This window comes from Rhodoblastus sphagnicola, from assembly GCF_002937075.1.
In the GTDB taxonomy this organism is placed as follows: domain Bacteria; phylum Pseudomonadota; class Alphaproteobacteria; order Rhizobiales; family Beijerinckiaceae; genus Rhodoblastus; species Rhodoblastus sphagnicola.
This window is the reverse complement of record NZ_NHSJ01000058.1, coordinates 1-12,916: the sequence shown is the minus strand read 5'-3', so window position 1 is coordinate 12,916 and position 12,916 is coordinate 1. Positions and strand designations below refer to the sequence as shown.

The following is a 12,916-nucleotide window of genomic DNA, read 5'->3' as shown; positions in this document are numbered from 1 at the left end:
GCCCAAGCCCCGCGCGCCCAAGCCCCGCGCGCGAATGACATCGTGCTCGCGACCTACCGGCCGCCGCAGGAACGTCGCGCCACGTTCGGCCGCCGCACGGCGGCCTGACCCGGTTGGAAAAGGGCGCGCCCCCCTTGCCGTCCGGGCCGCGCCGTCGCATCCTGCGCCAAAAGGAAGGCGGGATGCGCGTTCTCATCGTTGATGATCACCCGGTGGTCGTGTCCGGCTGCAAGGCTTTGCTTGCGGCCGAACCGGGGGTGGAGATTTTCGCCGCCGGCGATGGCGAAAGCGGTTTCGCCGCCTTTTGCGCCCATGATCCCGATGTCTGCGTGGTGGACATCAACCTGCCGGGCCTGTCCGGCTTCGATCTGGCGCAGCGCATTCTCGGCAAGGACGCGGACGCGAAAATCGTGGTGTTCAGCATGAACGAAGATCCCGCTTTCGCGGCGCGGGCGATCCAGGCGGGCGCGCGCGGCTATATCGCCAAGAACGACGATCCCATGCTGTTCCTGCCGGCGCTGAAACAGGTTTGCGACGGCGGAACCTGGCTGCCGGCCGATCTCGCGCGGAAAATGGCCTTCGCCCGCCACCCGTCGCCGCTCGAAAACCTGTCCACGCGCGAGATCGAGATCCTGCGTCTGCTGGCGGCGGGCGACGACATGGGCGACATAGCCGACAAGCTCGGCGTGTCCTACAAGACCATCGCCAACAATTGCACGGCGCTGAAAGCCAAGCTCGGCGCGCGCAGTTCCATGGACCTGTTGCGCGCCGCCATCGAGGTTTTGCGCTGACGACATTGATGTTGCGGTGCGGCGGCTCTAAAGTGTGGCGCATGAGGTGGAGGGTTTCATGAAGATACGCAGCCTGATTTTCGCAGTCGCCTTCGCTTTCGTCCTGCCGGCTCACGCCGCGAAAATTCCCGCAGCGCTCGATCCCGACCACGACGGAACCATCGATCTTGCCGAGGCCAAGGCGGCGGCCGGCGCCCTGTTCGACAAGCTCGACAAGGATCACGAGGGCACGCTCGACATCAAGGAATTGCAGGGCCGCCTGAGCCGGGCCGATTTCGCCGGCGCCGACCCCGACAAGGACAAGACCTTGACCAAGGACGAACTGCTCGTGGTGGTCGAGCAAAGGTTCAACGCCGCCAACACCGACGCCGACGCGACGCTGGACGCCAAGGAATTGAACAGCCCCGCCGGCAAGGCGCTGAAGAAGCTGCTGAAATAAATCTGCTCGCCGTCTCCCCCGGACCATGGCCACGGGGCGTCATGCGCCGCCCTTTGGCGGGGGACCGATGAGCCTGACGAAAAGACCGTTTTCCGGCGTCGTCGCCGGAAAACGGTCAGCTGTCGGCTGATTTGCAAAAAACTCGCCTTCTCCGACCGGCCGTGCTAATCGCGGACGTTGCAAATCTCGGGGTTAGGGCGATGGCCGACATTTTCCGCGAAGTCGATGAAGACATTCGCAGCGACAAACTGAGCAGGACCTGGGCGAAATATTCCTTTCTCGTCTATGGCGCGGCCGTGGCCGTCGTGGCGGGCACGGCGGGCTTCACCTATCTGCGCCACGAGAAAAACGCCGCCGCCGAGGCGGCCGGCGCCAAATTCGCGGCGGCGCAGGAGCTGTCCGTCGCCGGTAAGTCGGCCGAGGCCAATGAGGCTTTCGCGGCCCTGGCCAAAGCCGCGCCCGAAGGCGTGCGCGCGCTCTCCCTTTTGCGCGCGGCGCAGGAGCTGGGACTCACGGACCGCGCCGGCGCGGTGAAGGCGTTTGACGCCCTCGCCGCCGATTCCGCCGTTCCCGCGCTGTTGCAGGATGTGGCGCGGCTGCGCGCCGGCCTTTTGCGCGTTGATGACGCGGAAAAGGCCGAGCTGGAAAACCGCTTCGGCCCGCTGCTCAACGGCTCGTTCCGCTTTTCCGCGCGCGAAACCCTCGCGCTGGCGGCGCTGAAGCGCGGCGACCTCGAAAACGCCGGCCGGCTGCTCGACCAGTTGATCGTCGATCCCAACACGCCGGCCGCGATGCGCCAGCGCGCGGAAGCCCTGGCCTCGCTCGCGCGCGGCGGCGGCAAGGTCACGCCGCCCACGCCCGAAAAGAAATAACCAGTAGCCCTCACCCTGAGGAGCCGCCGGAGGCGGCGTCTCGAAGGGAGAGGGCGGACCACGAGTGTATCCAGCCTTTATGACCTTTACCGTCGCCATCATCGGCCGCCCCAATGTCGGCAAATCGACCCTGTTCAACCGGCTCGTCGGCAAGAAACTGGCGCTGGTCGACGACCAGCCCGGCGTGACCCGCGACCGCCGCGCCGGCGACGCCAAGCTCGGCGACCTCAATTTCACCGTGATCGACACGGCGGGCCTGGAAGAGAGCGACGCCGCCTCGCTCACCGGCCGCATGCGCGCCCAGACCGAAGCGGCCATCGACGATTCCGACGCGATTTTCTTCGTCATCGACGCCCGCACCGGCGTAACCCCGGAGGACCGCCATTTCGGCGCCCTGGTGCGCCGCGCCGGCAAACCGGTGATCCTGATCGCCAACAAGGCGGAAGGCCGCGTCGGCTATGCCGGCGCCTATGAAGGGTTCGACCTCGGCCTCGGCGACCCCATCGCGCTGTCGGCCGAACATGGCGACGGCTTCGCCGAACTGTTCACCTCCCTGCTCGAAGCCCTGCCCGAAGCCACGCAACTGTCCGACGACGACGACGAGCGCCGCGAAAGGCTGGAGCTGGACGACGACGAGGAGGGCAGCGAACTCGACCCGACCAAGCCGCTGCGCATTGCGGTGGTCGGGCGCCCCAATGCCGGCAAATCGACCCTGATCAACCGCCTGCTCGGCGAGGACCGGCTGCTGGTCGGGCCGGAGGCCGGCATCACCCGCGATTCCATCAGCGTCGATTACCTCTGGCAGGGCAAGGATGCCGAGCGGCAGCTCAAGATTTTCGACACGGCGGGCCTGCGCCGGCGCGCGCGCATCGAGGAAAAGCTGGAAAAGCTCGCCGCCGCCGACGCCCTGCGCGCCATCCGCTTCGCCGAAGTGGTCGTCATCCTGCTCGACGCCACCATACCCTTCGAGAAACAGGATCTCACCATCGTCGATCTCTGCGCCCGCGAGGGCAGGGCGCTGGTGATCGGCGTCAACAAATGGGATCTGATCGCCGACAAGGCCGAAATCAAGGTTTTGCGCGAGGAAGCCTTGCGTTTGCTGCCGCAGGTGCGCGGCGCGCTGGTGATGCCGGTGTCGGGCGCCACCGGGGCGGGCCTCGACGCCCTGATGGGCGCCGTGATCTCCGCGCATGAAGTCTGGAACAAGCGCCTGTCCACCTCGCGCCTCAACCGCTGGCTGGAAAACGTGATCGACCAGAACCCGCCGCCGGCCGTGGCGGGCCGCCGCATCAAAATCCGCTACATCACCCAGCCCAAGGCGCGCCCGCCGCATTTCGTGCTGTTCGGCAACCAGCTCAACCAATTGCCGGAGTCCTATCAGCGCTTCCTGATGAACGGCCTGCGCCAGACGTTTCAACTGCCGGGAACGCCGATCCGCATGACGCTCAAGCAGGGCGAAAACCCCTACGACAAGAAGAAGCGGCGGTAGCGGGGGTGGACCCGGAAATTTTCGTCGACGCCGACGCCTGCCCGGTCAAGGACGAGTGCTACAAGGTCGCCGCGCGGCACGGGCTGAAAGTCTATCTGGTCGCCAATCGCCTGTTCCAGGCGCCGCGCCATCCGATGATCGAGCGCGTGCTGGTGCCGCAAGGCCCGGACGTGGCCGACGACTGGATCGCCGAGCGCGCCGACGCAACCAAAATCGTCGTCACCGCCGACATTCCGCTGGCCGCGCGCTGCGTGAAAACCGGCGCCTTTGTGCTGGCGCCCAACGGCAAGATTTTCGACGAGTCCTCGATCGGGATGGCGCTGGCGATGCGCAATCTGATGGACGAGTTGCGCTCCGGCGGCGAGATCACCGGCGGCCCCAAGGGGTTTACGCCGCGCGACCGCTCGGCCTTCCTGTCGGCGCTGGAGCGCTGCGTCCAGCACGCGCGGCGCTCGCAAAAGCCGGCGGGCCAAGCCTAACCGCCCTTTTTCTCGGCCGCCTTTTCGGGCTTTTGCTCCAGCTTGCCCGCCCCGCAAATCGCCTTGAGCGCCTGGAACTCCCCGGCGTCGAGCAGGTCCGGCCCCGTGGTCGCGACCCGCGCCGCCTCCATGGTCGCCAGCCGGTCCGAACTCATGGGATGGCTGGCCAGCAGGCTCAACCGTTCGTCGTTGCCGGTCACGCGCACCAGCAATTGCCCCATTGGCGCAGGCGAGCGGCCGAGTCCGCGTAAAACCTCGATGGCGGTGGCGTCGGCGGCGGTCTCGTCCTCGCGCGAATAGGCGGCGCCGAACAGCGCGCGTGTCGCGAAAACCGCCGCGCCGGCGCCGGTGATGTCGCCAAACAGCAGGCTGACCAGATAGGAGCCGCCGCCGTCGCGGATCAACCGGCGTAACCCGTCGCAATGGCGGACATGGGCGAATTCGTGGGCGATCACGCCGGCGAGTTCGTCCGGGCTTTGCGCCTCGTCGATAATGCCGCGCAAAAGATAGACCCGGCCGCCGGGCAGGGCGAAGGCGTTGGGCGCCGACGAGGCCAGCACCTGCGGCGGCGGCGCCGGCGGCAAGCCCGCCTGCGCGCGCAGCTTGCCCACCAGCTTGTCCAGCGCGGCGGCGCCCTCCGCCCCCTCGCAGGTTTTCTTGCCGAACACGGTAGACGCCTGCTGTTCGACCATTTCGCCGACGCGGTTCTCCCAGCTTTGCGGCACGAGCGGCGCCAGCCGGTCGGCGGCGAGCGGCATGCCGAACCACGCCAGCGCCAGAATGGACAGGCCGGCAGCCATCGACCAGCCGACGATTTTGGCGGTGGAAATGGCGCTGTCCTCGTCGTCGCCCGCTTTCGCGCAGCGGCGCAAAATGGCGCGGCCGGCCGCGTCGTCGCAAAACTCCAGCCGCGCCAACTCGGCGGCGCCGCGACAGCGCAGCCGCACCCGGCCCGGCGCGGCATCGGCGCGGCGAATCTCCCGCCACGGCCAACGCGCCAAAATCTCCCCGTCTTGCGCCAGTTCCAGCGTCTCCGCCGCCTTCAGCGTCACCTCGCGGCGCTGGCTGGTCAACCCGTCGAAATAGAGCGCGCTGGGGGTCATGGTCAGAACCCGGCCACGTCGAGGCCATCGGCGAGCCCTTCGCCGAGCGCGCCGGCGGCCTCGTCGCGTTGCGCGACATGATCCGCCGCCGCCCCGCCGGTGATCGCCAGCGTCGAGACGATCAGTCGCCAGAAATGATGTTGCAGGAAAATGCGGTTGAGCACGTTGAGGGCCAGCAGGAACAGCACATAGCCCGCCACCAGGATCGGCAGCGCCGAGGACGTCGGCGCCAGCCCCGGCTGTTTTTCCGACGTCAAGAGTTTTTGCAGACTGGCGTCGTGCCCAAGCCCGTAGGCGATCAGTCCCGCCGCAGCCAGCGCGAACGGGGTCAGGGCCAGACCATATTTGACCAGCAGGGCGAAATATTGCGGCTGCTGCAGTTTTGAAGCGACGCCGATCGGCCCGAGCCGCAGTCCCGAGGCCCACCAGCGCCATTCGATGGTCTTGAACCGCGCATAGAGCGCCACCAGCAGCAGCACGGTCAGCAGCGGAATCAGCGCGCCGGCGCCGCCTTGCAGCGCGAGACGGCCGATAGCGCCGCCGTGTTGGGACAAGGGCTGGGCCGCCGGCCAGGCTTTGGCGACGGCGATCAGCGATCCCGCGCCATAGCCGATCGCAACCGGCGCGGCGATGGCCAAAGCCGCGATCACCAGCCAGATCCACCACACCTTCTTGAACAGATCGTCGGCCTTGGCGCCGAAATCGCCCTGGAGATCGCCATAGAAGGTGCGACTCATCTTGTAGCGCTCCAGCGCCGCCGCGCGCCAGGGATAGGCGAAGCCGAGCGTCAGCCAGACCAGAAGCGACCACAGCGCGGCGCGCCACATATAGTCGAGCCCCGCCCCCGTCATCCAGAAGCGCACGCCGCGCCAGCTCGTGCGCGTCAGGCGATAGCGCCGGGCGCGATAGACCGCAAACTGGCCGAATAGGAAAAACACCAGCACCAGCGGCGTCGAGCCGAAGGTTTTGGCGCGCTCGGCTTCGACGCCGAGCAGAAAATAAGCGAAATAGACCGGCGCGAGAATGGCGAGCGCCATCAGGAAGCCGATCAGCAATTCGCGCGCGCGGCCGGTATATTCCAGCGCGTCGCCGCCAACGGTGGTATGCGCCCAGAGATGGCGGCGCACGTCGGTGTTGAGCCAGAACCGGTAGAAGCCGAAAGTGACCAGCTCCAACAGCGCGCCGTGCACGGCGAGTCGGGAGAATGCGCCCGCGCGGTCGGCGAAGGCCAGGGCCTGGGGTGTTCGGTCGCCTCCGGAAAGGTTTCTCAGCAGCAGCCGCACATCCGTCATCGAAAGGCCTTTTTGCAACCGTTTTGGCGGGAAATTGGTTTCCGCCGGATGCTGCGGCAATATCGATAACGTTACGTAAGGATGCGCGGCGACGCGGCCGCGATCGAGTTCCGTGGTGAACAGTTGCTTATGCGCGCCAAGGCGTCACCTTGGGTTGAACACCGCCAGCGTGACCTTGCCAAAGGTTTTCAGCGCCATCACCCGCGCCTGCCGCCCGGCGACTGCGACATTATAGCGCAGGAAGGGCGTGTTGGGGTTTTCATTGCTGGCGTAATGCTGCGCGCTTTCGCCGAGGCAGGAGTCAATGGTCGCCTTGACGTCGGCGAGATCGAGGCTTGAAGCCTGGCAGGAATAGGAGATTTCGGAAATCTTCTTCTTGTCGAGGATTTCGCAGGCGCCAAACAGCGGCGACGCCACCGAATAGGCCGCGAGAGTCTCGTCCTCGCGGGCGACGGCGCCGCGCAGGGCGGCGAAACCGTCCGGCGCGGCGGCGATCACCACCTTGAAGGCCGGACAATCGAACGCCTTGTCGTCGACCGGCTCCGTCGGGGCGCGGCGGTCGAGCGCGCCGCTTTCCTCGATGGATTGTCCTTGGGATTGTGCTTGCGCCACAACGGGACCGCCCCCGGCCTGAAACAGGACGAGGGCGAGAGCGATGAAACGCAAGTTCATGTGCGCGAGGCGATCTTGATATACTGGCGCTGCGGTTCGCCGACATAAAGCTGGCGCGGGCGGCCGATCTTCTGGTGCGGATCCTCGATCATTTCCTTCCACTGCGCGATCCAGCCGACGGTGCGGGCCAGCGCGAACAGCACGGTGAACATGGAGACCGGGAAGCCCATCGCCTTCAAGGTGATGCCCGAATAGAAGTCGATGTTGGGATAGAGCTTCTTCTCGATGAAATAATCATCGTGCAGCGCGATGCGCTCCAACTCCACCGCCACGTCGAGCAACGGATCGTCCTTGATGCCGAGTTCGCCCAGAACCTCGTGGCAGGTCTTGGCCATCAATTTCGCGCGCGGGTCGTAGTTCTTGTAGACGCGATGGCCAAAGCCCATCAGGCGGAACGGATCGTTCTTGTCCTTGGCCTTGGCGATGAATTTCGGAATGTTCTCGACGCGGCCGATCTCGGTCAGCATCTTCAGCGCCGCCTCGTTGGCGCCGCCATGGGCGGGACCCCACAGACAAGCGATGCCCGCCGCGATGCAGGCGAAGGGATTCGCGCCCGAGGAGCCGGCGAGACGCACCGTGGAGGTCGAGGCGTTCTGCTCGTGGTCGGCGTGCAGGATGAAGATGCGGTCGAGCGCGCGCGAGACCACCGGATTGACCTTGAACTCCTCGCAGGGCACGCCAAAGCACATCCGCAGGAAATTCGACGTATAGTCAAGGTCGTTCTTCGGGAACATGAACGGCTGGCCAATATTGTACTTGTAGGCCATGGCCGCGATGGTCGGGATCTTCGCGATGATGCGGACGGTCGCGACCTGGCGCTGCACCGGATCGGTGATGTCGATGGAATCGTGATAGAAGGCCGAGAGCGCGCCGATGCAGGCCACCATGACCGCCATCGGATGGGCGTCGCGGCGGAAACCCTGGTAGAACCGAGCCATCTGCTCGTGCACCATGGTGTGGCGCGAGATGCGATAATCGAATTCCGCCTTCTGCGGCGCGGTCGGCAATTCGCCGTTCAGCAGCAGGTAGCAGGTTTCGAGGAAGTCGCCGCCTTCGGCCAGTTGCTCGATCGGATAGCCGCGATAGAGCAACACGCCCTGGTCGCCGTCGATATAGGTGATGGCGGATTCGCAGGACGCGGTCGAGGTGAAGCCCGGATCGTAAGTGAACATTCCGGTCTGCGCGTAGAGCTTGCTGATATCGGCCACGGCCGGACCAATAGAGCCGTGCCGGACCGGCGCGTCCACGACCTTGTCGCCGACGGTGATTGTTGCTGTAAGGCCCGTGTTTTCGCCCAATTGTTCGCCCATGACATCGCCCCTTTGCAAATACCCACCTCCGCGTCTGCCGTTCGGGGAGCGCCCCGGGCGAGCCTCATTCCCCACGAAACACCGGAAGGGCTGGACGGTAGAGCCGCGTCAATTTGTGCGCTGCCCTGACTAGCTTGTTTGCGAGCATCGGGCAAGATGACGCACCCTAGACCAATGGGGCGCCGCTCCGCACAATTGGCGCGGGCGCGCGCGCAATCCAACGCCAGTCCGAGTCGCCTTTCTTGCCGGCGACGGCTGGAAAAGCAAAGGGCGGGATGCTATCGACGTTTGGTTCGGGTGGAGCGTTGCCGGGGGGCGGCTGCGGTGCGGCGCAAGCCGCCCGATCCCAGGCTCAGACGTCGCCCGACGCGACGCTCACCCGCGGCGGGAATCGCCGTTCTGGATAGGAATCGCCTTTCTGGATCAGATTGGCTGGAGCCAATGAGTTGGGGTGGGGTGATGCGTGCTTAATTCAAATTCGTTCAACTTTTTCCACGGCGACGCGCTGTTGATTTCGGTCTTTGTTTTTTACGCAATATCAACAATATATATTACTGTTTTTTCAATCCAGTCCATCCGGAAGCGGCGCTATTCATCGGCTTTCCTGGCGATTTCGACGCTCTTGGCGGCCTATGTCATTCTCGCCACCGGCAACGACACTCTGCACCATGTCTTGCGAATTGATGCGTTGGCGCAACAAATCGCGACCGGCTCGCCAAGCCCCCTGATCGAAAACAAGGCGACAGGAGAGGTCGCCGCGATCTTTCTGTATTACAGTTTTTTACCCTACCTGCTTCCGGTGGCCTTGACGGTCGCGGGAGTCGCGTCACGCGTGTCGTTGCAAATCGCGGAAGTCGTTTATCTCGGCCTTTTGATCTATTCTTTGCGTCGTCTGGTCGAATGCCTGCCGCGACCGGAGAAAAAACAACTGGCTTACGCGGCGGCCATTCTGTTCTTGACGGCCAATTATGTCTATTCAGATTGGACCACAAGGGCGGCGATTGGAGAGATTTGCGCCTATGCCCTGATTCCAATGGCGATCGTCTATGCTCTCGAAGAGACGTCGCGCGAAGGGATGTCTTGCGAGGGGAGGTCTTGCGAGGGGAGTTCTTGGATCAAGCTCGCGTTCATCTTCTTTCTGCAAGCCTGCGCCCATCCCATCGTCTTCGCCTTCTGCGCGTTGGGCACATTTGTCTCGGTTTACGCCATCACCGATCGCCCGCTGCTGAAACTGGCGCGCCCCCTGCTGACCGCGAGCGTCGCCGGACTGGCGGCGGCGGCGCCTTTCTGGCTTCCGGCGGCGCTGTTCATGAACGACGTCCTGGGCAAACAGGCTCTGCCGTTCAACTTCGCCAACACGTTCGCGCCACCCTGGCAAGTGTTGGATCCCACGATTTTCGCGACGGTTGGCCCGACGATGATCGCGTTTTGCGGCTATTTGGTCTACGCGGGCTGGGCCAATCGCGACAGGCGGCTGCTGTCCTGCTCAATCCTGTTTTTTGCGCTGCTGCTGATGCAGACGTGGCTGTTCGCCGGTCTGATTCCAAAAATTCCGGGGCTGAGTCAGATCCAGTTCATCTGGAGACTGATGTTCGCGACGGCGGTCATCGGTTTTGCGGCGGCCTTGCGGTTTTCGCAGCGCGACCATTGCGGAAATTTCGCGCGCCTGATCCCTGTTTTCGCGATCGTCGCGGTCTCGGCGTTTGGCGTGAGGCTGATGACGAAATTACCCAAGATCGTCAATGACGTGCAAAAAATCATCAGTCCATCCGACCGCACGGCGGAGTCCTATTTCGTCAATTTCAGCGACGAACCGGAAAGTGTCTGGGGCGTTCGCCTGTTCAGTCCCGATTACGCAAATATCAGGTCGTTTTGCCCTGAGTCGACGCCCGACGTCTTCAGTCGCGTCAGCTTCGCGGATCTGAGAAAAAATCCCGTTGTTTCAACGCCATATGTCGGCGTTTTCGCGGGCCCGATTGATTTTGTGACCTATCGCGCGAAGGGCGAAAACGCTGTTTTGAGCCATTGCGACCATGTGCTTGTGCTTGGCCCGCTGACCCCGGGGGCGACGCTCTCGGTCGATGAGTCGAAGCTCGACCTGGCGCAAAAGTCGAGAGCCGGCGTTCTCGGGTTCGCCGCGCTCATCTTCGCGGCGCAATTCATGCGCCGGCGAAAAAAGGGAATCGCCGGGGCCGTCAAGGGGAACGCGCCGGCGTGACGCATGGCCCCGGCAGGCCGCGCGCCGCATCGCGGTCCCATCCCGATGCGGCGTTATAACGCCAAGCCGCTCAAGCCGCCGCGTCGTTGATGCGCCCCAAAACCTCGTCGCGGCCGAGCACTTCGACAACGTCGAATATGCCTGGAGAGGTTCCGCGCCCGGTCAGCGCCGCGCGCAGCGGCTGCGCGACCTGTCCGAGTTTCGCGCCGGTTTCCGCGACATAGGCGCGCACGGCTGCTTCCGCCGCCTGCGCCGTCCAGTCGGGCAAGGCGGCGAGTTTCGGCGCCAGGGCCGCGAGATGCGCCTTGCCCTCGGGCTTCAAGATTTCCGTCGCCTTGGCGTCGTAAGACAGCGGCCGCCGCGCGAACAGGAAACTCGCCCCGTCGGCCAGTTCGATCAGGGTTTTGGCGCGCTCCTTCAAGCCGGCCATGGCGCGCAAAAGCTGCGCCTTTTTGGCGTCGTCGATTTTCGCCGCCATGTCGGCGCCGCCGGGCAGATAGGGCAGGGTGTCCAGCAGAATCGCCAGCAGCGCGTCGTCGGGAGTCGCGCGCAAAAACTGGCCATTCATGTTTTCGAGCTTGGCGTAGTCGAATCGCGCCGGCGAGCGATGCACCTGGTCGAGCGAAAACGCCTCGATCAGTTCGGGGGTGGTGAAGAACTCGCGGTCGCCCTGGCTCCAGCCGAGCCGCGCCAGATAATTGCGCAGCGCTTCCGGCAGATAGCCCATGGCGCGGTAGGCGTCGACGCCGAGCGCGCCGTGGCGCTTGGACAATTTCGCCCCGTCCGGCCCATGGATCAGCGGGATATGGGCGAAGGACGGAATCTCCCAGCCCATGGCCTGATAAATGTGGCTCTGCCGCGCGGAATTGGTGAGATGGTCGTCGCCGCGAATGATCTGCGTCACGCCCATGTCATGGTCGTCCACCACCACGGCCAGCATGTAGGTCGGCGTTCCGTCCGAGCGCAGCAGAATCAGGTCGTCGAGATCCTTGTTGGGAAAGCGGACCTCGCCCTGCACCTTGTCCTGGATCACGGTCTCGCCCTCGCGCGGGGCCTTCAGCCGCACCACCGGCTTGCGGCCTTCCGCAATGGCGTCTTTTTCCGCCTGCGTCCCGCCAAGCTCGCGCCAGCGCCCGTCATAGCGCGGCGGGCGGCCTTCTTTCCGCGCGAGATCTCGCATCGCCTCCAGCTCCTGCGCGCTGGCGTAGCATTTGTAGGCCGCGCCCTTGGCCAGCATCGCCTCTGCAACCTCGCGGTGGCGGTCGGCGCGCGCGAACTGGTAGATGGTGTCGCCGTCCCAGTTCAGGCCAAGCCATTTCATGCCGTCGATGATGGCGTCAATCGCCGCGTCGGTGGAGCGTTCGCGGTCGGTGTCCTCGATGCGCAGCAGCATCTTGCCGCCCTGCTGGCGGGCGAGCAGCCAGTTGAACAAAGCGGTGCGCGCCCCGCCAATGTGCAGATAGCCGGTGGGCGAGGGGGCGAAGCGCGTGATCATCTCGGACATGGAAAAACTCTCGATTTCGCGCGCCCGGTTGGTGTCGCGGCGCGCGCGCTCCTCCTAGCATAACGCCGACGCGCAAAAAAAGGGGCGAAACACGGTCGACGTTGGAGAACTGCAACTCGGAAAACTGAATTTCGGGCGCCTGTCCGCAAGCATTTCCGCGCGAGGGGGCGCGGAACGGCTGCACGCGCTGCTGGTCGCCGCCTTCGAGGAGGAGTGGAGCGAGCGGCGCTTCTTCCTGTGGCTGCCGGTCTGCGCCGGCGCCGGGGCGATCGCCGCTCTGCTCGCCGCCACCGACCCGGTCCTGTGGATCGTCGCGGCGCTCGCCGCCGGCTTCGCCGTCGCCGCCGTGCTGACCCGCGACCGCCGCGCGCTGATGCTTCCGCTGGCGGCGCTCGCGGCCTTTTTCGCCGGCGAAGCTCTCGCAAGCTGGCGCGCCGCGCGCATGGACGCGCCGGTGCTGCCGCGCCTGTTCATCGGCATGGTCACCGGTTTCGTGGAAGAAGTGGATTACCGCCAGCAGGGATCGCGCTTCGTTTTGCGCGTATCGGAGATGGAGCGCGTCGGTCCGGACGCAAAACCTTTTCGCCTGCGCCTGACCACGCGCGGCCCCCCCGCTTTCGCCGCCGGGGATTTCATCGTCGCCAAGGCGCGCGCCCTGCCGCCCGCCCATGCCGCGCTGCCGGGCGGCTACGATTTCGCGCGCGACGCCTTTTTCGCCCGCATCGGCGGCGTCGGCGGCGTTTTGGG

At 65.1% G+C, this 12,916-nt stretch carries 12 protein-coding genes; 7 read left to right on the top strand and 5 right to left on the bottom strand.

The genetic code is table 11. The annotated features are described in order from the left end of the window. Positions 1–182: 182 nt before the first annotated feature. The 5 genes from CCR94_RS09555 (at position 183) to CCR94_RS09535 (ending at position 4,070) form a co-directional block, all read left to right on the top strand. Positions 183–791, top strand: coding sequence for a response regulator transcription factor (locus CCR94_RS09555; protein WP_104507649.1), 609 nt, complete (start codon positions 183–185; stop codon positions 789–791). A 58-nt stretch (positions 792–849) separates the two neighbouring features. Continuing rightward, positions 850–1,230, top strand: a complete 381-nt coding sequence (lanM, locus tag CCR94_RS09550; RefSeq protein ID WP_146089935.1) for a lanmodulin LanM — start codon at positions 850–852, stop codon at positions 1,228–1,230. 200 nt (positions 1,231–1,430) lie between these two features. Beyond that, the gene (locus CCR94_RS09545) at positions 1,431–2,102 is read left to right on the top strand and encodes a tetratricopeptide repeat protein (RefSeq protein ID WP_104507646.1); all 672 of its coding nucleotides are present in this window, start codon (positions 1,431–1,433) and stop codon (positions 2,100–2,102) included. A 79-nt stretch (positions 2,103–2,181) separates the two neighbouring features. Next, complete coding sequence (der, locus tag CCR94_RS09540) at positions 2,182–3,591, top strand: ribosome biogenesis GTPase Der (protein WP_104507645.1); 1,410 nt, start codon at positions 2,182–2,184, stop codon at positions 3,589–3,591. A 5-nt stretch (positions 3,592–3,596) separates the two neighbouring features. Then, the gene (locus tag CCR94_RS09535) at positions 3,597–4,070 is read left to right on the top strand and encodes a YaiI/YqxD family protein (RefSeq protein ID WP_104507644.1); all 474 of its coding nucleotides are present in this window, start codon (positions 3,597–3,599) and stop codon (positions 4,068–4,070) included. Here CCR94_RS09535 and CCR94_RS09530 read toward each other — a convergent pair. From CCR94_RS09530 to gltA, 4 genes are all read right to left on the bottom strand, one after another. Then, positions 4,067–5,173: a M48 family metallopeptidase gene (locus CCR94_RS09530; RefSeq protein WP_104507643.1), complete on the bottom strand. Its 1,107-nt coding sequence runs from the start codon at positions 5,171–5,173 to the stop codon at positions 4,067–4,069. The two genes, CCR94_RS09535 and CCR94_RS09530, sit on opposite strands and share 4 nt — an antisense overlap. 2 nt (positions 5,174–5,175) lie before the next feature. After that, a complete protein-coding gene (locus CCR94_RS09525) occupies positions 5,176–6,465 on the bottom strand; it encodes a DUF898 family protein (protein ID WP_104507647.1) in 1,290 nt (429 codons plus the stop codon). Positions 6,466–6,609: 144 nt separating this feature from the next. Beyond that, positions 6,610–7,137, bottom strand: coding sequence for a hypothetical protein (locus CCR94_RS09520; protein ID WP_104507642.1), 528 nt, complete (start codon positions 7,135–7,137; stop codon positions 6,610–6,612). Next, entirely contained in the window at positions 7,134–8,447 is a 1,314-nt protein-coding gene (gltA, locus tag CCR94_RS09515; protein WP_104507641.1) for a citrate synthase, read from the bottom strand. Before gltA ends, CCR94_RS09520 begins: the two co-directional genes overlap by 4 nt. A 622-nt stretch (positions 8,448–9,069) precedes the next feature. Between gltA and CCR94_RS09510 the strand changes: the two genes are divergently transcribed. Beyond that, positions 9,070–10,665, top strand: a complete 1,596-nt coding sequence (locus tag CCR94_RS09510; protein ID WP_146089934.1) for a hypothetical protein — start codon at positions 9,070–9,072, stop codon at positions 10,663–10,665. Positions 10,666–10,735: 70 nt separating this feature from the next. Here the strand turns inward: CCR94_RS09510 and gltX are convergent, their stop codons facing one another. After that, positions 10,736–12,169 carry a glutamate--tRNA ligase gene (gene gltX / locus CCR94_RS09505; protein ID WP_104507639.1) on the bottom strand — a complete coding sequence of 478 codons (1,434 nt, stop codon included), beginning with the start codon at positions 12,167–12,169 and terminating at the stop codon, positions 10,736–10,738. A 346-nt stretch (positions 12,170–12,515) separates the two neighbouring features. On the opposite strand from gltX, the gene CCR94_RS25960 reads away from it, so the two are divergent. Next, on the top strand, positions 12,516–12,916 hold a 401-nt coding region (locus tag CCR94_RS25960), incomplete at its 3' end, for a DUF4131 domain-containing protein (protein ID WP_146089933.1).

What these genes read in the sequence shown, in the direction of transcription:
- CCR94_RS09555 (WP_104507649.1), top strand. Translation starts at nt 183, where the DNA reads ATGCGCGTTCTCATCGTTGATGATCACCCGGTGGTCGTGTCCGGCTGC.
- lanM (WP_146089935.1), top strand. Translation starts at nt 850, where the DNA reads ATGAAGATACGCAGCCTGATTTTCGCAGTCGCCTTCGCTTTCGTCCTG.
- CCR94_RS09545 (WP_104507646.1), top strand. Translation starts at nt 1,431, where the DNA reads ATGGCCGACATTTTCCGCGAAGTCGATGAAGACATTCGCAGCGACAAA.
- der (WP_104507645.1), top strand. Translation starts at nt 2,182, where the DNA reads ATGACCTTTACCGTCGCCATCATCGGCCGCCCCAATGTCGGCAAATCG.
- CCR94_RS09530 (WP_104507643.1), bottom strand. Translation starts at nt 5,173, where the DNA reads ATGACCCCCAGCGCGCTCTATTTCGACGGGTTGACCAGCCAGCGCCGC.
- CCR94_RS09525 (WP_104507647.1), bottom strand. Translation starts at nt 6,465, where the DNA reads ATGACGGATGTGCGGCTGCTGCTGAGAAACCTTTCCGGAGGCGACCGA.
- CCR94_RS09520 (WP_104507642.1), bottom strand. Translation starts at nt 7,137, where the DNA reads ATGAACTTGCGTTTCATCGCTCTCGCCCTCGTCCTGTTTCAGGCCGGG.
- gltA (WP_104507641.1), bottom strand. Translation starts at nt 8,447, where the DNA reads ATGGGCGAACAATTGGGCGAAAACACGGGCCTTACAGCAACAATCACC.
- gltX (WP_104507639.1), bottom strand. Translation starts at nt 12,169, where the DNA reads ATGTCCGAGATGATCACGCGCTTCGCCCCCTCGCCCACCGGCTATCTG.